Annotated in this window: 16 protein-coding genes; 9 read left to right on the plus strand and 7 right to left on the minus strand. The window is 60.5% G+C overall.

The window, feature by feature from the left end; genetic code table 11:
- Positions 1-53: 53 nt before the first annotated feature.
- Both BUA94_RS01865 and BUA94_RS01870 read right to left on the minus strand, forming a co-directional pair.
- The gene (locus tag BUA94_RS01865) at positions 54-2,489 is read right to left on the minus strand and encodes a methyl-accepting chemotaxis protein (RefSeq protein ID WP_073008078.1); all 2,436 of its coding nucleotides are present in this window, start codon (positions 2,487-2,489) and stop codon (positions 54-56) included.
- A gap of 311 nt (positions 2,490-2,800) precedes the next feature.
- Entirely contained in the window at positions 2,801-3,559 is a 759-nt protein-coding gene (locus BUA94_RS01870; protein ID WP_073008081.1) for an SDR family NAD(P)-dependent oxidoreductase, read from the minus strand.
- A gap of 138 nt (positions 3,560-3,697) precedes the next feature.
- Between BUA94_RS01870 and BUA94_RS01875 the strand changes: the two genes are divergently transcribed.
- Together BUA94_RS01875 and bfr are read left to right on the plus strand one after the other, a co-directional pair.
- Positions 3,698-3,934: a (2Fe-2S)-binding protein gene (locus tag BUA94_RS01875; RefSeq protein ID WP_073008084.1), complete on the plus strand. Its 237-nt coding sequence runs from the start codon at positions 3,698-3,700 to the stop codon at positions 3,932-3,934.
- Positions 3,935-3,963: 29 nt separating this feature from the next.
- Entirely contained in the window at positions 3,964-4,449 is a 486-nt protein-coding gene (bfr, locus tag BUA94_RS01880; RefSeq protein WP_073008086.1) for a bacterioferritin, read from the plus strand.
- A gap of 31 nt (positions 4,450-4,480) precedes the next feature.
- On the opposite strand, the gene BUA94_RS01885 is transcribed toward bfr, so the two are convergent.
- The 5 genes from BUA94_RS01885 to BUA94_RS01905 all read right to left on the minus strand — a co-directional run bounded on the left by BUA94_RS01885 (position 4,481) and on the right by BUA94_RS01905 (position 10,386).
- The gene (locus BUA94_RS01885; RefSeq protein ID WP_073008090.1) at positions 4,481-5,311 is read right to left on the minus strand and encodes a DUF1186 domain-containing protein; all 831 of its coding nucleotides are present in this window, start codon (positions 5,309-5,311) and stop codon (positions 4,481-4,483) included.
- Positions 5,312-5,401: 90 nt separating this feature from the next.
- A complete protein-coding gene (hrpB, locus tag BUA94_RS01890) occupies positions 5,402-7,867 on the minus strand; it encodes an ATP-dependent helicase HrpB (RefSeq protein WP_073010684.1) in 2,466 nt (821 codons plus the stop codon).
- Between the two features lie 18 nt (positions 7,868-7,885).
- Positions 7,886-8,926: a glucokinase gene (gene glk, locus BUA94_RS01895; protein ID WP_073008094.1), complete on the minus strand. Its 1,041-nt coding sequence runs from the start codon at positions 8,924-8,926 to the stop codon at positions 7,886-7,888.
- Positions 8,923-9,354 carry a methylglyoxal synthase gene (locus BUA94_RS01900; RefSeq protein WP_073008107.1) on the minus strand — a complete coding sequence of 144 codons (432 nt, stop codon included), beginning with the start codon at positions 9,352-9,354 and terminating at the stop codon, positions 8,923-8,925. The genes glk and BUA94_RS01900 overlap by 4 nt, the downstream gene beginning before the upstream one ends.
- Before the next feature lie 186 nt (positions 9,355-9,540).
- Complete coding sequence (locus BUA94_RS01905; protein WP_084081655.1) at positions 9,541-10,386, minus strand: DUF1194 domain-containing protein; 846 nt, start codon at positions 10,384-10,386, stop codon at positions 9,541-9,543.
- A gap of 564 nt (positions 10,387-10,950) precedes the next feature.
- Here BUA94_RS01905 and BUA94_RS01910 point away from each other — a divergent pair.
- The 7 genes from BUA94_RS01910 to BUA94_RS01940 all read left to right on the plus strand — a co-directional run bounded on the left by BUA94_RS01910 (position 10,951) and on the right by BUA94_RS01940 (position 18,169).
- A complete protein-coding gene (locus BUA94_RS01910) occupies positions 10,951-11,946 on the plus strand; it encodes a sugar-binding transcriptional regulator (protein WP_208979942.1) in 996 nt (331 codons plus the stop codon).
- A gap of 73 nt (positions 11,947-12,019) precedes the next feature.
- Positions 12,020-13,018, plus strand: a complete 999-nt coding sequence (locus BUA94_RS01915) for a BMP family lipoprotein (protein WP_073010687.1) — start codon at positions 12,020-12,022, stop codon at positions 13,016-13,018.
- An 89-nt stretch (positions 13,019-13,107) separates the two neighbouring features.
- Complete coding sequence (locus BUA94_RS01920) at positions 13,108-14,106, plus strand: BMP family lipoprotein (protein WP_073008111.1); 999 nt, start codon at positions 13,108-13,110, stop codon at positions 14,104-14,106.
- A 63-nt stretch (positions 14,107-14,169) separates the two neighbouring features.
- Positions 14,170-15,702 (plus strand): ABC transporter ATP-binding protein, encoded by a 1,533-nt coding sequence (locus BUA94_RS01925; RefSeq protein WP_073008113.1) that lies wholly within the window; start codon positions 14,170-14,172, stop codon positions 15,700-15,702.
- On the plus strand, positions 15,699-16,805 hold the full coding sequence (locus BUA94_RS01930) for an ABC transporter permease (protein WP_073008115.1): 1,107 nt from the start codon (positions 15,699-15,701) through the stop codon (positions 16,803-16,805). The genes BUA94_RS01925 and BUA94_RS01930 overlap by 4 nt, the downstream gene beginning before the upstream one ends.
- Before the next feature lie 9 nt (positions 16,806-16,814).
- On the plus strand, positions 16,815-17,777 hold the full coding sequence (locus BUA94_RS01935) for an ABC transporter permease (RefSeq protein ID WP_073008117.1): 963 nt from the start codon (positions 16,815-16,817) through the stop codon (positions 17,775-17,777).
- Positions 17,774-18,169, plus strand: coding sequence for a cytidine deaminase (locus BUA94_RS01940; protein ID WP_073008119.1), 396 nt, complete (start codon positions 17,774-17,776; stop codon positions 18,167-18,169). Before BUA94_RS01935 ends, BUA94_RS01940 begins: the two co-directional genes overlap by 4 nt.
- Position 18,170: the final 1 nt, after the last annotated feature.

Consider the following 18,170-nt stretch of genomic DNA (forward strand, 5'->3'; position numbering starts at 1 on the left):
AAAAAAGGCCGGGCGATTGCCCGGCCTTTTTGTCTATCAGCGTCTGGGCCTGATCAGGCGGCCGCAACTTCCTGCAGGAACCGCTCGACCTCGGCCTTCAGCCGGTCGGTCTTTTCAGACAGGTCGCCGGACGCAGACAGAACCATGTCGGCGGACTGGGTGGTCTGGTCGACGGCTTGCGAGAGCTCCGACATGTTGCTGGAAACCTGCGTGGTGCCTTGAGCTGCCCGCTGCACATTCTGCGAAATCTCGGCGGTGGCGGATCCCTGCTGCTGTACGGCAGAGGCAATGGTCGCCGTGTAGGAATTCACCTCTTCCATGATGCTGCTGATCTGGGCGATCGCATCGACGGATTCCTTCGTTGCACCCTGGATTGCGGAAATCTGACCGGCGATTTCTTCCGTTGCCTTCGAGGTTTGGGTCGCCAGTTCCTTCACTTCGGAGGCAACGACCGCAAAGCCCCGCCCGGCATCACCGGCACGGGCGGCTTCAATCGTCGCATTCAGCGCCAGGAGGTTGGTCTGTTCGGCAATTGCCTGGATCAGTGTGATGACTTCGCCGATCTTGGCGGCGGAAGCTGCAAGACCTTCCACCTTTTCATTCGTCTCGCGGGTGCCCTGAGTGGCCTTGGCGACGACGCCCGTGGTCTGGGCGACCTGACGGGAGATCTCGCCGATGGAGGCTGCCAGTTCTTCTGCAGCGCTTGCAACGGTCTGGACGTTCTGTGTTGCCGTGTCGGAAGCGCTCAGGGTCTGGTTGGCGTGTCCTGAGCTTTCCCGGGCAATCTCCGTCAGCGAACGGGCGGTTTCGTCCAGTCCGTCGGCGGTTTCGTCCACGGTCGCAAGAACCTCGGAGGCTGTTGCGCGGAAGTTCGAAATCAGGCTGTCGATCCGGTTCTGACGAGCCTTTTGCGCCTCTTCTTCCACTGCCTGCTGCTGGCGAAGCTGGGCGCGTTCAAGCGCATTGCGGCGGAAGATTTCAACGGTTCGGTTCATGTCGCCGATTTCGTCACCCCGGTTCACGTCGGTGATTTCGACGCCATTGTCGCCTTCGGCCAGCCGCTGCATTAAGGCGGTGGTGACACGGATCGGGCGGGAGATTGCGAAATTCAGACCAAGAGCAATGCCGATGCCCGCCAGAATGGCGATCAGGAGGGTCAGGCCGATGGTCGCCTGGGCATTCTTGCCCGCATCCCGCGCCTGTTCGCTCTGGGCGACAACAAGCGCAGAGATCTGATCATTGATGGAGGCGGCAATGGTGTTCAGGCTGGCTTTTTGCGCCCTCAGGTCTTGCCGTGAAGCGACCATTTCCTTGAAGGCCCGGTCAAAGGAAGCAAGGGCAACCGGAATGTTGCCGACAGCCGTTTCGATGCCGGTGACCCCCTTCGACATGGAAGCCACCTGCTCTTCAACGGCGGAAAGCTCGGCAACGCGGGATTCTACGGCTGCTGCATCACCAGCAGCGAAGTTGCCGAACAGCTCCAGCGTATCTGATTTGGCGGCGATCGACCGGTTGCTCAGTTCCGATGCCTTTTCCCAGATGTTGCGGGCGAGGCTCAGCTGGGTCGTCGCTTCCATAGCCGTGGACTTGGCGTTTTCAACGATGGGCAAGGTCTGGGCAAGGATCTTGTCAGTGGTAACAGTCAGGTTTTCGATGGCTTCGCCAATAGCGGTGCGCACTTCAAAGACTTCGTTGAAGGAGAGCTGCGACCCCATCTTGTGCAGCCCCTCGGTGAGGTTCTTGCCGTAGATGGCCATGCTGCTCAGGAGGGCGGGCTCGACACCTTCAACCCGCTTGTACTGCAGCCCCTTGGCCACAGGCAGCAGGCTCTCGGTCAGTTCCAGCGCCTTGGCCAGCTGATCACCGCCCAGGTTCCCGTTGGCCTTCAGATACAGCGCCTGGATCGCGCCAGCCTGTTCCTTGATGGTGTAGATCTGCTGCGCAATCTGATTGGCGTCATAAAGCGCGTTGTTCGACTTCATGGCCTGCTCTTCAAGCTCGTCTGCCATGGTCTGGACAACGGTTTCGATCTCGCTCGCAACGCTTTCGAGGGAGGCAGTGGCTTCCAGCAGGGTGTTCAGGCGGGCCGCCTGGTTGGTGGTCTCGGCAACGACGCTGTCGAAGGTGTTGGCGAACTCCTGGACGGAAGCAATGGCTTGATCGGTTTGGGCTTTTGCCGCGCTATCAGTTGAGACGGAGGCAGAAAGGCCAGAGAGGGCGCTCTGCAGGCTGGCAACCACTGTGCGGGTCTCTTCTGCCCGTTGAGCGTCCGGCGCGTTAAGATAGGTCTCGCGCAAGCTGGAGGCTGTTTGCAGAAGCTGCACAACCTTTGCGGATTCGTCATTGACCTCGAAACGGGAGGACAGATTGATGATTGCAAGGAAGCCGGAGAATCCAACCACAGCTGTCAGCAGCAGAATGGCAAGGAAACCACCTCCCACCTTGTAGCTGAACTTGAGGTCGTTGAGTCTTCTGGTCAGACCGAGCATTCCACACCTCCCGCAGCGCACCAAAGAAGTGCGTTTATTGTTTGGTCTATTATGCTGGGAAGTGCTGAAAGGAGCGTAAATGGAAGGGTTAATCTTTCCGTTCAATGCGTCAATTGCTATTTACTGTGCAATTTACTGAAAGATTTGAGGAATTGGGTTTGATTCTGAGCTCTTGGTGAAAATGACAGGGATATTTCGTTCATGGGTTGCGGGGTTCGGCGGATTTATCCTGCCCAAAATGACGAGGCCCTCACATGAGCTTTGTCATGTGAGCGCCTTGCCGGAACTTGAAAGAAAGTGGGATGCCAGCGTCAGACGTGCTGGCCGCCGTTGATGTGGATCTCCGCGCCCGTCACATAGGAAGAGGGGCTGGTGCAGAGGAAATGGATGGTGTCGGCGACTTCATCCGGACGGCCAAGACGGCGCAGCGGAATGTCGTCGATCATCTTTTCCGTGCCCGGAGACAGGATGGCCGTGTCGATCTCGCCCGGGGCGATTGCATTGACGCGAATGCCGTGGGGACCGAAGTCGGCGGCCATTTCGCGGGTCAGGGATGCAAGAGCCGCCTTGGAGGTCGCATAGGCCGTGCCTGCAAACGGATGGACCCTGGAGCCGGCGATCGAAGTGACGTTAACGATGGAGCCGCCTGCGTTCTTCAACTCGTTGAAGAGGCCACGGCCAAGCATGATCGGGGCAAAGAAATTGACCTGGAACACGTGCCGCCAGACATGCATCGGCGTCGTGATCGAGTCGAGGCGGCCCTTGTTGTCATCCTTCGGGCTGATGCCGGCGTTGTTCACAAGCGCGTGAAGCTTTGAGCCATGCGGCTCAAGCCGCTTGCGCATTTCCTGCACCGCGTAGCCGAGGTTTTCCGGGTCCGAGAGGTCAACCTGAATGTGGTCTTCCGGACCCATCGGCCAGGGGCACTTGTCAGAGAAAGGATACCGCGAACAGGTGATAACCCGCCATCCTGCTGCGGAGAAACGCTTGACGGTCGCATGGCCGATACCACGGCTGGCGCCGGTCAGGACGATCGTGCGCCGTTCATCAATTTTCTTGGTCTCGTTCATGCGCCTTGCCTTGGTCGAATAGTCGATGCGGTCGAAAGAAAGTTGACTCTTTCACTTCACTTTAGATATGCCCAATGAGCCTTCACGCCACAATAGCGCATCTGAAGGCCATATATACGAAACGTCGCGGACCCGGGAATGATCATCTGCTCGTGTAATGTGTTGTCCGACAAACAGCTGCGCAAGGCGGCCGAAGAGATGCGGGCTGATCCGAACGGCAAGGTGCCAACGCCGGGCGCAGTCTTCCGCCATCTTGGCTGCCGTCCGAAATGTGGCAGTTGCTTTCCGAGGGTCATTGACTTGATTCACGAAAAGGCGTCTGAAGGGCAGGAAGAAACCTGTTGCCGGCTCAGGAGAGTCGCTTCGGGCAGCTGACACGGATTTATGTTTGAGGAGATGCTCTCATGAAGGGTGATGCGCGGGTCATTGAATATCTGAACAAGGCTCTGCGGCATGAATTGACTGCGGTCAATCAGTATTTCCTTCATGCAAGCATGCTGGCTGATTGGGGCTTCACCCATCTGGCCAAAAAGGAAAGCGAAGAATCGCTCGAAGAGCGGGCCCACGCCGAGCAACTGATGGACCGCATCCTGTTCCTCGAAGGTCTTCCGAACCTGCAGGTTCTTGATCCGCTGCGCATCGGCACTTCGCTGAAGGATTGCCTCGAGTGCGATCTGGCCGGTGAATACACCGCCCGCGCGCTTTATCACGAAGCCCGTCAGGTCTGCGACGAAGCGGGCGACTATGTTTCCATGAAACTGTTCGAGGATCTTCTGGCGGATGAGGAAGGTCACATCGACTTCCTGGAAACCCAGCTGAACCTTATCGAACGGATCGGCATCGAGCGTTACGGTCTGCTTCAGTCCGGCTCTGCAGAAGCTTCCGAATAATCAGGCAGGCGCCTATCCAGCTCTGCCGTACTCAATGATTGTAGGGCGTATCGCTCTCTGCAGCTTTCAGCAGCAGAGAGCCTTTCTCTTCAGTCTCGCGAACCAGCACATGACGTGATGCCTGGGCAAACTCGTCATGGGTCGGCTGAAACGGCCTGTAGCCCCGGCGCAGCAGAAATGCCCTGCGTTGTTGAGCGGTCGAGGCGTCCATTCGCGCAAGATCTGAGTGGAACGTCTCGATATCGGCTGGAAAGAAGCCGAACTCATCCGCGGCGATCTGCCCTGTCTCGAACGCCCGCATGGCATTTGCCTTCAGGCTGCCAAGGCCGAGATCGGCAATGGCATTGAGCCAGCCTGCCCAAAGAAAGCTGTCTGGTTCCGGGCAGACCGTGGACGGGAACTGTCTCAGCTTTTCAGCGGCAATCTCCAGCGGCACAGCCTCTTCCAGCACCGCATAGGTCCATGCCCGCAAGAAGGCCTCGCGGATGATCCAGTCGATCTGCGGCGAGGCGACAACATCCCATGCCCGGTCGGCAAGTGCCGGCATGAAGGCCATGAGGATCCTGGGAACCGTGTCGCCGATGGCATCGCCCACAAGCTCTGCAGCCTCTTCCAGATCTCCGCACAAGATTGCGGTCAGCGGAGAGGCCGCTTCACGCACCTTCAAGGCAGCCAGAATGTGGACGCCATAATAGAGCGCACGGTGTTCGTCTTCGCTCAGAAACAGCCCGCGGGCCTTGCGCTCGAGCAGCAGCAGAAGCGGCGGGATGCAGAGTTCCGGCCGGTCCAGGCAAAGACCGATCGTCCGCCAGGGAAAGAGGTCCCTGCGGGCAAGCGATGCGATCAGCTCCTGGCGGTTCATAAGTTTCCTGTCCCCGGCATTTCCGCCCCTTTTCTGCAACTCTAGCACAGGCTCTGTCGGCGGGCGACGACCGGCAGATGCTCTGCAGCATCAGCTTCGCGGTTTTGCCCGGCGTGTTGCCTCGGCCTGGGAGGGATCGTCAGGCCAGGGGTGCCGTGGATAGCGCCCCTTCATCTCCGCTTTGACGTCCGACCAGGAACCGGCCCAGAAACCCGGGAGGTCCCGAGTGATCTGGATCGGGCGTTGTGCGGGGGAAAGCAGCTCCAGTGTCAGCGGGATCTTGCCGCCGCAGACGGAAGGATGCACTGCAAGGCCGAACAGTTCCTGCACGCGGATCGAAATGGAGGGTCCGGCTTCGGCGCCGTAGTCGATCGGAACCCGGCTTCCGGTGGGCGCGGTGAAATGGGAAGGGGCAAGCCTGTCCAGCCGCTGCGGCGTGTCAAACGGCAGCCAGGCTGCAAGCGCATCGCCGAGGCAGGCGGCATCGACGGCTGCCACGGAGGTCTTTCCTGCCAGAAATGGTGCCAGCCAGTCGGAAAGGCTTTCGGTCAGGGCTGCATCCGAAAGATCCGGCAGATCGCTCTCGCCGGACTGGCGCAGATAGTCCACACGCGCCCGCCAGCGGATCTGGTCATTGGTCCAGGGCAGTCGGTGAACCCCGCGCCGTTTCAGCTCCTGTACCAGAGCCCGCTCGACGGCAGCCGGATCCGGATTGCTGATTTGCCTGCTCTCCAGCTCCACTTCGCCGAAACGGCGCACGCGCCGTGCCCGAATGGATCCGTTCTGCTCCAGGCGAACTTCATCTTCCTCGATGATGTCATCCGCAAAATCGCTCTCGATATCTTCCCGGCTGACAGGGGCGCAAAGGGCGATCCGGCCATTGGCTGCCTTGCCCTGAATATCCGCGACGACCAGAAACGGGCTGGCGGCAAGAGCATGTTCTTCGGGAAGTTCGGCGCCCCGGCCATTGGCCAGCCGGAACCGGCCCCGCTGGCCGCGTGCTTGGGCCACCCGGTCCGGATAGGCGAGAGCCAGAAGACTGCCGGCAAGATCCGGATCGACGATCCCGTCAGCTGTTCCGCCAGCGAGTTTGAGCCAGCGCTCCGCCATGGTGCGGCTGTCCTTGGCGCGGGGAGAGCGGTCCTCCCGCAGCCTGCGGATCTGGTCTCGCAGGTCCGGGTCGCGCCCGCCAAGACCTGGATCGGACAGGAGAGCTGCGAGATAGGCGGCGGTCAAACCGTCACCGCGGGCAGCTCCTTCCTGCAGCATATGGGCGAGCCGGGGGCTGAGCGGCAGTTTGGCCAGTGCCTTTCCGGCGTCGGTCAGGTGTCCGGCATCATCCAGGCCATGCAGCGCCTTCAACAGGGTGATGGCTTCGGACCACGCGCCTTCCGGTGGCGGGGTCAGGAAGGGCAGGGCAGCCGGGTCCGTCACGCCCCAGGCGGCAAGATCCAGCGCGAAGGATGACAGGTCCGCCTCCAGGATCTCCGGATTTTCGTTGGCAGGCAGGGAAACGGTCTGGGCTTCATCCCAGAGCCGGTAGCAGACGCCGGGTGCGGTTCGGCCAGCACGGCCGCGGCGCTGATCTGCCGATGCGCGGGAAACGCGGACGGTCTCCAGCCGTGTCAGCCCTGTTTGCGGCTCATAGCGCGGCACGCGGGCAAGGCCGCTGTCGATCACGACGCGGATACCCTCGATGGTCAGGGACGTCTGGGCAATGGCGCTGGCCAGAACGATCTTGCGGGTGCCCTCGGGCGCCGGGCGGATTGCAGCATCCTGCGCCTTTCCGTCCAGCGCGCCATAGAGCGGCGCCAGCGTGCAATTGGCCGGCAAGCGGGCCGAAAGAAGCTCCTCGACGCGGCGGATTTCGCCCTGCCCGGGCAGGAACACCAGAAGGGAGCCTGTTTCTTCCTGAAGGGCCTTTCGGACAGCCTCCGCGATCTGAGGTTCGATCCGTTCCTGGGGTTTGCGGCCAAGATAGCGGGTCTCGACGGGAAAGCTGCGGCCCTTGCTTTCCACCACAGGGCAATTGCCCAGCAGCCCGGCCACGGATGCCGCATCAATTGTTGCGGACATGGGCAGCAGTCTCAGGTCTTCCCGCAAGGCCGCCTGCACATCCAGCGCAAGGGCCAGACCCAGGTCGCCATCCAGGGACCTTTCGTGAAATTCGTCGAACAGGATGGCGGCAATGCCGGTCAGTTCCGGATCTTCTAGGATTAGCCGGGTGAAAACGCCCTCGGTGATGACCTCGATCCGGGTCCGGCTGCTCACTTTGGTGTCCATGCGGACCCGGTAGCCGACGGTCTCTCCGACGGTCTCCCCCAGTTCCGACGCCATGCGGCGGGCTGCGGCACGGGCTGCCAGCCGCCTTGGCTCTAGCATGAGGATCTTGCCGTCCCCGCGCCATGGAGTGTCCAGCAGAGCCAGCGGCACCCGCGTGGTCTTGCCTGCTCCGGGCTCTGCCACCAGCACCGCGTTGGGGCCGGAAACGAGCGCAGCCTCTAGCGCAGGCAGCGCAGCATCGATGGGAAGTGGTAACTTAAAGGATCGGGACATGGCCACTTCCATCCGGCATCAGGTGGCCTGATCTTCCCCCGCATTCCAGCGCCGGCCGGTCATGTCGACGGCAAACCGGTCAGGATGGCGGGCGAACGCAGCAAGCCCTTCCAGAGCCGGATTGTCATGGCGGATGATGAAGGTGGGAATGGACGCCATCAGCCGGTCATGCGGAGCCTTCGCCTCAAAAGCGGCCCGGAAGGCGCCGTCGGTCAGGAAGCTTCCGATCCGCGGGGTGACGCCGCCGGTCAGATAGACGCCGCCACGGGCCAGCAGCGTCAGGGCGAAATCGCCCGCAACGCGGCCAAGGGCCCTTGCGAAGATCTGCAGGGTGGTGACACCGACCGGATCACCGGCTTCTGCTGCCTTGGTGATGTCCGCTGCATTGGCGAAGGCGCGATCCATGTTCATGGCGGCAGCGACGCCCCGCGCCAGACGCGGCATTCCGGTGCCACTGAGGATCTGCTCGGCGCCAAGACGGCCGCCGACCTGTTCGATATGCGACCAGATCCGGAACTCCTCCGGGCTCACTGGCCCCAGTTCCACGTGACCGCCTTCGCCCGGAACCGGGATCCAGGTGTTGGCAGCATGGATGAGGGCGGCTGCACCAAGTCCGGTTCCCGGGCCAAGCACGAACTTGGTCGAAGCCTCGCGAATGCTGCCGCCACCGATCTGTTCAATATCAGCGCCAGAGAGACCCGGCAGAGCCAGGGCCTGCGCCTCGAAGTCGTTCACGACGATGACAGTCTGCAAGCCGAGATCCGCGATCATCTTGCGCGGCTCGATCACCCAATCTGCATTGGTCAGCGGAATGGCGTCACCCGTGACCGGGCCGGCGACCGCGATGATGGCGGTCTTCGGGGCTTCCAGACCAGAGACCGCTAGGCTCTTGCGGATGGCGTCGGAAATATTCGGATGGTCCGCCGTTGCCGTCTGGGCACTGTGAATGGCCGGGCTGTTCGCGTCACGCACCAAGGCGAAGCGGGCGTTGGTTCCGCCGATATCGGCCACCAGAACCGGGAAAGGGAAAGCGGCAGTGGACAGGGACGCCGCACTCATTGGGCGGTTCCGCCGATTTCAGGCGTGGCAGAGGTGCTCTTGAGACCGGTAAGACGCGCTGACCGTAGCAGGATTTCTGCGGTCGAGAGATTGAGAGCCATCGGCATGTCATAGACGAGGGCAAGCCGCATGAGCGCCTTGACGTCAACATCGTGAGGCATGGGAGACAGAGGGTCGACGAAGAAGATCAGTCCCTGCAGGCGGCCTTCTGCAATCATGGCACCGATCTGCTGATCACCGCCGAGCGGACCGCTCTTGAGACGGGTCACGTCGAGTTCCGGGCAGGCTTCCTGAATCCGGCCGCCGGTGGTGCCTGTTGCAACGAGGGAGAAGCTGGCCAGCTTTTCGCGATTGCGGGTGGCAAACTCGACCATACGGTCTTTCTTGGCGTCGTGTGCGACGAGGGCGAGCGTCGGTCGGGCAGTCATCAGCACGGCATCTCCATGACTTGCAGAGAAGGAAGCTTGTGCTGGTTTAGCCCAATGGTGGACAGGCGCAAGGCCAACTTGCTGAAATGATGAGGATCGTTCCGCAAAGTTGTTTTGTTGAGCCGGGAAATGCGCGCATTCAGCCGTCCGGGAGAGTGTCCCGGCAAAGTCAGGTCCTTGCTTGTTTCAGTCGAAGATGGAGCAATGCACGGGTTCGCGGCCCGCAGCATGGTGAACCAGCGGCTGCTTCATCTGCAGTCCGGCGATTTCCATCACCAGCTTCATCTTGATGGCATCGGCAAAGCCTTCCTTGGATCTCACGGGAATGGCGAAGGAGCCGGGGCCGCCAATGACGCAATCCTCGTAATAGTGATCCAGGTTCAGCATCGCCTGCCAGGCATTGGAGTTGGACTTCATCATCAGTGGCAGGCCGTTGATGGTGACGCCGGTCGCCAGCAGCTTGTCGCGGGCCTTGGTGACCGATCCACCCTGATTGTTCGGCCCGTCGCCGGAAATGTCGATGACCTGACGCATGCCGCTGTAATCGTTGGACTGGATCATTTCGACGGCTTTGGTGAGGGCTGAGGCGATGGAGGTGCGCTGCACCTGCCGAAGGGGGGCCTCGGCGATCTGGGCGGCGAAAGAGGCGGCGGAAGCATCGTCCTCGATCACGGTCCATCCTGCGACGACGAAATGCTCGTCGACGCCGCCCCACTCCATGTATGTCACGGCAATGCGGCCAATTGGTCCAAAGCGGACGGCTTCCAGCACGTCCGGGGACATGATGGCCGCAACATAGCCGGCCCTTTGCACTTCCTGCTCGTCTGTATCCATGGATTGGGAGATGTCCACCGCCAGCACCAGTTCGACATCAACCTCTCTGGAGGCATCATAGGCCGACATGAAGGAGGAGGCGCCGGTTCTGAGGGCGTCCAGAGCCTCGGCGGGCGTGGAGAAGGGAAGCGAGACAAGACCGGCAAGCAGAGACGCGCCGGCTACGCGAACTGATGATCTGCAAAAATCGAGACGCATGACTTGTTCTCCTGGCTTTGCCTTACGGCAGCTTCGTCACGTCTCCCCAGGTGTCATCGTAAGGACGAAATTCTTATCGCTTCGTTCCTCGTAAAAAGCGCGTATGTTCTCCTCTGACGTTAGTTGTCAAAACACATAATACTTTGATGAGAAGAGTTAATATTGCCTGATTCACTTGAATCCGGCAAAGGAAATTGCCTGCCTCTCATCATTGTGACGTTGATGGGAGCGCTGCGTGAACCCGCATCCGGAATGGTTGCTGTCACGCCTTTATGCCGGTAGGGGGAAAGGAGGGCGCAATCGCCCGGTCTTTGGGCAGTGTTGCGTTTCGGGCTGCTCATGCGCCGGTGACTCCGCCTCCGAATTAAGCAGAGTTCAAAAATGAGTCAAAAGTCACGGGAATTTGCCGGTTCTCCGCTTGACGGGAAGGCTTCGGGCGGGTCACTATCTGAATAAATTCTCAGCCGGTGAAGAAATTTTCGACCTGCGCATGGCGCGAGGTGGATCTGATCTAGCCGCGCGGGACTTTAGCACAATGGAATGACGTTTTTAAACGGGAAGGCATTGAAAACGCCCATGCAGGCGCGGGATGACGACTGGACCACTTACCTTGCCATCCGGGCGGCCTGGCTGTCCTTTGTTGGCGGGCGGACTCAGGGGGAGATCGCTGATCAACTCGGCATTTCTCCTGCGAAGGTCCACCGGCTCATCGCCCATGCGCAGAAGGCTGGCTACGTCAAGTTCCAGGTCGATGGCCGTCCGCTTGAATGCCTGGAACTCGAAGATGAGATTGCCTCTCATTTCGGCCTGAAAAGCTGCGTTATTGCCCCGGATCTCGGATCCGGTGATCAGGAAACCTCCATCAAGTCCGTGTCGTCCGCTGCGGCTCAGGTTCTGTCCGGCATCCTGTCCTCGCCGTCCGTCGGCCGGGTTGGTGTCGGCATGGGGCGCACCCTCAAGGCGGCTGTCGAGGAGATGCCACGCCTGGCCCGTTCGGACCTTGCGGTCATCTCGATCTGCGGATCCCTGACCCGTACCCTTTCCGCAAACCCTTTCGACGTCGTGCAGTTGCTGCAGGACCGGACCGGTGGAGAAGGTTACTATCTGCCCGTTCCGTATTTTGCTGAAAGCCTTGAGGAAAAGGACATGTTCCTCGGCCAGCGCAGTGTGCAGGATCTCCTTCAGCGGGCCCGCAAGTCGGATGTCTTCATCGTCGGCATCGGTTCCGTTGAGGAAGAGGGGCACCTGATCCAGCGCGGCATGATCAGCAAGGAAGAGCAGTCGGAGCTGAACAAGAGCGGCGCTGTCAGCGACCTCATGGGCCGGTTCCTGACCATTGATGGCAAGCTGGCGCCCGTCCGGCTTGGAGATTGTGCCGTCGGCCTTCATTTTGACGAGGTGCGCGGTGCCCGTGTGATTGCGCTGGTGGGTGGTGAAAGCAAGGTCGAGGCGACCCTTGCGGCACTGCGTGCCGGTGTCATTACCGATTTGATCGCAGATGAGACCCTGGGAAGGGGTCTGCGGGAGCGGATCGGTTTGGAGTTGGCGCGTTCGGCATGATGCCGGGTGTTCCAGATGGGGAAGTAACAAGGGGACCGGCCCAACGCCGGCTCCGGTGTCGGAGGACATGAAAGTGAAGAAGTTCCTGACGATCAGCGCTGCCATTGCCGGCGTTGCATTCAGTGCATCCGCCATGGCTGCGGACATCAAGCCGGCCGTGGTCTATGACCTGGGTGGCAAGTTCGACAAGTCGTTCAACGAAGCCGCCCATACCGGCGCGGAAAAGTTCACCGCCGATACGGGTGTGGCTTACCGCGACTTCGAAATCCAGAACGACAGCCAGCGCGAACAGGCCCTGCGCAACTTTGCAAAGCGCGGCCAGAGCCCGGTGATCGCCATCGGCTTCTCCCAGGCGAACGCAGTTGAAAAGGTCGCCAAGGAATTCCCGGACATCCAGTTTGCTATTATTGACGAAGTGGTGGATCTGCCGAACGTCCGGTCGATCAAGTTTAAGGAAGATGAAGGCTCGTATATCGTGGGTATGTTGGCTGCCATGGCCTCCAAGACCGGCAAGGTCGGCTTCGTTGGCGGCATGGACATTCCACTGATCCGCAAGTTTGCTTGCGGCTACAAGCAGGGCGTCAAGGCTGCCAATGCCGATGCCGAGATCTTTGAAAACATGACCGGCACAACTGGTGCAGCCTGGAACGATCCGGTGAAGGGTGGCGAACTGGCCATGTCGCAGTTCGATCGTGGCGCGGATGTCGTCTATCACGCGGCTGGCGGCACCGGTATCGGCGTGCTTCAGGCTGCAGCCGATGCTGGCAAGCTCGGCATTGGCGTCGACAGCAATCAGAACAACCTGCATCCGGGTTCCGTCCTGACCTCCATGCTCAAGCGCGTCGATATTGCCGTCTACAAGGCGTTTGAAGATGCCAAGAACGATGCCTGGACCTCCGGCATTCAGGTTCTCGGCCTCGCTGACGGCGGCGTGGACTGGGCTCTCGACGAATACAACGAGAAGCTGATCACTCCTGAAATGAAGGCTGCAGCCGACAAGGCAAAGGCAGACATCATTTCCGGTACGGTGAAGGTGCACGACTACATGCCGGACAGCTCCTGCCCGTTCTAAGTCCTGACAAGGTGGCCCCATGACCTCCGGGGGCGGAGGGCATGGGGCGCCATTGTACCCGGACCAGTCCGGGATGAAGGCAGGTTGTGATGAAGGCTCATTGGCATTTTCTCCTCATGGCGTTGACCGTGGCAGCAGGTTCTTCCGGACCGGCTGTGGCGGAGCCTGCGATCGTCTATTCGGTCGGGGGCAAATTCGACGGCTCGTTCAACGAAAGCGCTTTCCGCGGGGTCGAGCGGTTCAGGAACGAGACTGGCGCAACCGTTCGTGAGTTCGAACTGGAGAGAGATGCCCAGAGCCTTCAGGCCCTGCGCACATTTGCAGGGCGGGGCGAAGAGCCCGTCGTGGCCATTGGCTTCAATCAGGCATCGGCGGTGGCGGAAGCTGCCAAGGCTTATCCTGATACGGATTTTGCGATCATCGACATGGTTGTCGACGCGCCGAATGTCGCCTCTTACGTCTTCAAGGAACAGGAAGCCTCCTACATTGCGGGCGTTCTGGCGGCCAAGGCTTCCAAGACCGGAACGATCGGTTTTGTCGGCGGCATGGATATTCCGATCATCCGCCGGTTTCTGTGCGGCTATCAGTTGGGCGCAAAGTCCGTTTCCAAGGACATCAAGGTTCTTTTCAATATGACAGGCAGCACGCCGGCTGCATTCGCAGATCCGGCCCGCGGAGCGGAGCTGGCCAGAATTCAGATCCGCACCGGCGCCGACGTTGTCATTCAGGCGGCCGGAGGCACCGGGATTGGCGTTCTCCAAGCGGTTGCGGATGCTGGTGTTCTTGGCATCGGCACGGATTCAAATCAGAACGGTCTGCACCCGGGCAATGTGCTGACCTCAATCCGCAAGCGGCTCGACAATGCGGTCTATGACAGCTTCAAGTCGGCTCGGGATGGGGCCTTCAAGCCGGGTATCCGCGTTCTGGGCCTTGCGGAAGGCGGAATGGACTGGGTGCTGGATGAGAACAACAAGGATCTGATCACCCCCGACATGAAGGCCGCGGCAGATGCGGCAACGGCGGGGATCTCGGACGGGTCAATCCACGTGCATGACGTTGTTACGGAAGGCGCGTGCCCTGTCTCCTGAGACGGTGCAGCAACGGGACAAGAACAAGATGACACTCCGGCACAATCAGCAGCGGGGAAGGACATGACCGGAACACCAGCCATCGAGCTGCGCAAGATCAACAAGCGATTTGGTCCGGTTCACGCCAATAAGGACATCGATCTTGTGGTGGGCAAGGGGTCCATCCACGGCATCATCGGCGAGAACGGCGCGGGCAAATCGACGCTGATGTCGATCCTTTACGGCTTCTATCAGGCGGACAACGGCGACATTCTCGTTGATGGCAAGAAGGTCTCCATTCCGGATTCCAAGACCGCCATCGCGCTTGGCATCGGTATGGTTCATCAGCACTTCATGCTGGTCGACACGTTCACCGTGCTGGAGAATGTCATTCTGGGCGCGGAAGGGGCGGCGCTTCTGGGCGGTGGTGTGTCCAAGGCCCGCAAGGAACTGTCGAGGCTTGAAAATGACTATGGTCTCAAGGTCGATCCGGATGCGCTGATCCAGGATCTGCCGGTTGGTCTCCAGCAGCGCGTAGAAATTCTCAAGGCGCTTTACCGGGGTGCGGATATTCTCATCCTGGACGAGCCGACCGGTGTTCTAACCCCTGCCGAGGCTGACCATCTGTTCCGCATCCTCGAAGTGCTGCGCGATCAGGGCAAGACCGTTCTGCTGATCACCCACAAGCTGCGCGAGATCATGGCGATCACCGACACCGTATCGGTCATGCGCCGCGGCGAGATGGTGGCAACCCGCAAGACCAGCGAAACCTCGATGCCGGAACTGGCAGAGCTGATGGTTGGCCGCTCGGTTCTGCTGCAGGTCGAGAAGAAGCCCGCCAAGCCGGGCAAGACCGTCATGAAGGTCGATGGCCTGGACGTGATCGACAGCCGGGGCGTGAAGGTCGTCAAAGACGTTTCCTTCGAGGTGCGGGCCGGTGAGATCGTCGGCATCGCAGGCGTGTCCGGCAATGGTCAGTCGGAGCTGCTGGAAACACTGGCAGGGATCCGAAAGGCGTCGAAGGGCACTCTCTGGATCGATGGGGATCAGTCAAATCTGGGTGAGACCCGGATTGATCCTGCGGAAATGCGGGACAAGGGTCTTGGCCATGTGCCGGAAGACCGGCACCGGATGGGCCTGATCACCAAATTCGCCGAGTATGAGAATTCCATACTCGGCTATCACAAGGACCCGAAATACGCCAAGGGGCCATTCCTCGACATTCCCGCCATCAAGGCGAACGCCAATGCGGAAATCGAGAAATACGATATTCGCCCGCCGAATTGCCAGTTGAAGACAGCCAATTTTTCTGGCGGCAACCAGCAGAAGGTTGTTCTGGCTCGCGAGATCGAGCGGGACCCGACGGTGCTGCTCGTCGGCCAGCCGACCCGCGGCGTCGACATTGGGGCAATTGAATTCATTCACAAGCGTCTGGTCGAACTCCGGGATGCCGGAAAGGGTGTCCTGCTCGTTTCCGTGGAACTGGACGAGATCCGGTCCCTGGCTGACCGGGTGCTGGTCATGTTTGACGGCAAGATTGTCGGCGAGCGGGGCGCGCAAGCAGATGAAGGTGAACTCGGCCTGCTGATGGCCGGCGTAGAGGGAGACGCCCGATGAGTGCAGGACAACTGCCGCGCTGGGTCGATTTCGGACTGATTCCGGCCTTCAATCTGGCCGCCGCGTTTCTTGTGTCCGGACTGGTGGTTCTGTTGATCGGTGAAAATCCGATCGAGGCGGTCAAGATCCTCATCTGGGGGTCTCTGGGCTATGGCGAGGGGATCGGCTTCACGCTCTTCAACGCCACCAATTTCATCTTCACCGGTCTTGCTGTCGCCGTTGCCTTTCATGCCGGCCTCTTCAACATCGGCGGTGAAGGCCAGGCCTATGTTGGTGGTCTGGGTGTTGCGCTCGCCTGCCTTGCCCTCGACCGCTATGTGCCCTGGTGGGTGACCCTGCCGTTTGCCGTTCTGGGCGGCGCTCTCTTCGGCGCGGCCTGGGCCTTCATCCCGGCCTGGCTTCAGGCCAAGCGGGGCAGCCATGTCGTGATCACGACGATCATGTTCAATTTCATCGGTGCCGCGCTGATGGGATATTTGCTGGTCGATGTGCTGGTGAAGCCCGGCTCCATGCAGCCGGAAACCCGCACCTTTGAAGAGGGAGGCCGCCTGCCGCTGCTGAATGCGCTGCTGCCGGGAGATTTCTTTGGTACCTCGCAGGTCAATCTGGCGCTGATCATCGCGCTGATCGCCTGTGTGTTCGTCTGGGCGCTGATCTGGCGCACCCGTCTCGGCTATGAAATCCGCACCTTCGGTGCAAATCCAGCGGCGGCTGTCTATGCCGGTATTTCGCCTGTTCGCATCACCATCATCACGATGATGATTTCCGGCGGTCTTGCTGGGCTGATGGCCATCAACGAGATCATGGGCGCACAGAACCGCCTGCTCTTGGAGTTCGTTTCCGGCTACGGTTTCGTGGGGATCGCCGTGGCTTTGATGGGGCGGGCTCATCCGATCGGCATCGTTCTGTCGGCCATTCTCTTCGGCATGCTCTATCAGGGCGGTGCTGAGCTCTCCTTCGAAATGCCCGCCATCACCCGCGACATGATCGTCGTGATCCAGGGGCTGGTGATCCTTTTTGCCGGTGCGCTGGAGTACATGTTCCGCCCTGCGCTGGTGCAGATATTCAGTTTTGCCCGCACGCCGGCAACTCAGGCCGTATAGGAGTGCGCCATGTTTGACATTCTCACGCTCGATTCCATGGTACGTGTGTCAGCTCCCCTAATTCTAGCTTGTCTGGCCGGTCTTTATTCGGAACGGTCCGGCGTGGTGGATATCGGCCTTGAGGGCAAGATGCTGGGCGCGGCCTTCGGCGCTGGCGCCATCGCCTATCTGACCGCCAATGCCTGGCTGGGGCTTCTCGCTGGAATCGCCGTTGCGGTTGTCTTGGCTCTTATTCACGGCTTTGCCTCGATCACGAACCGGGGTAACCAGATCGTCTCCGGTGTGGCCATCAACTTTCTGGCGCTTGGCCTCACAGCGCTGCTCGGCCAGACCTGGTTCCGTCAGGGCGGTCGCACACCGCCGCTGCCCGAGGGCGGCCGGTTCGGCAGCATCGAACTGCCTTTCGCAACCGAATTCGCAAATGTTCCGATTGTTGGCCAGATCTATTCCGAACTGATCTCCGGCCACAACATTCTGGTCTATATCGCCTTTGCCATGGTGCCGCTGACCTGGTGGATCCTGTTCCGTACCCGCTTCGGTCTGCGCCTTCGGGCCGTCGGTGAAAACCCGGCTGCCGTGGACACGGCGGGCATTTCCGTCACCTGGCTGCGCTACCGGGCCGTCATCGCCTGCGGGATCCTGTGCGGCGTTGCAGGCAGTTACCTGTCGATTGCCCAGTCCTCGGGCTTCATCAGGGATATGGCCGCTGGTCGGGGGTACATCGCGCTAGCGGCTTTGATTTTCGCTAAGTGGAAGCCCGGCAATGCCATGTGGGCCTGTCTTCTATTCGGTCTCCTTGATGCATGGGCCTTTCGTCTTCAGGGGCAGGAAATCCCGGGCATCGGCCAGGTGCCGGTGCAGTTCTTCCAGGCTCTGCCCTATATCCTCACCGTGATCCTTCTGGCCGGCTTCATCGGCAAGGCCATTCCGCCCAAGGCATCGGGTGAGCCCTATCTCAAGGAGCGCACATGAGTGCGGTACAAAAGCTGTTCGAAACGGCTCTCACGGCACAAAAGGCCGCTTATGCGCCGTATTCCCGCTTCAAGGTCGGGGCGGCGATCCTTGCGGACGACGGCAAGGTCTATGCGGGCTGCAATGTGGAGAACGGCGCCTATCCTGAGGGCACCTGCGCGGAAGCAGGAGCCATCGCGGCCATGATCCTTGGTGGCGCAAGCCGGATCATGGAGGCTGTCGTCGTCGGAGATGCAGCGCTTTGCACACCTTGCGGCGGTTGCCGCCAGAAGCTCAAGGAATTCGCCGGTGCGGATGTGGCCGTTCATGTCGCCAATCTGGACGGCATCCGTCAGAGCTTTACCATGGCGGAGCTTCTGCCCGCCGGTTTCGTACTTGAACAAAAGGACTGAA

The organism is Roseibium suaedae (genome assembly GCF_900142725.1).
Classification (GTDB): domain Bacteria; phylum Pseudomonadota; class Alphaproteobacteria; order Rhizobiales; family Stappiaceae; genus Roseibium; species Roseibium suaedae.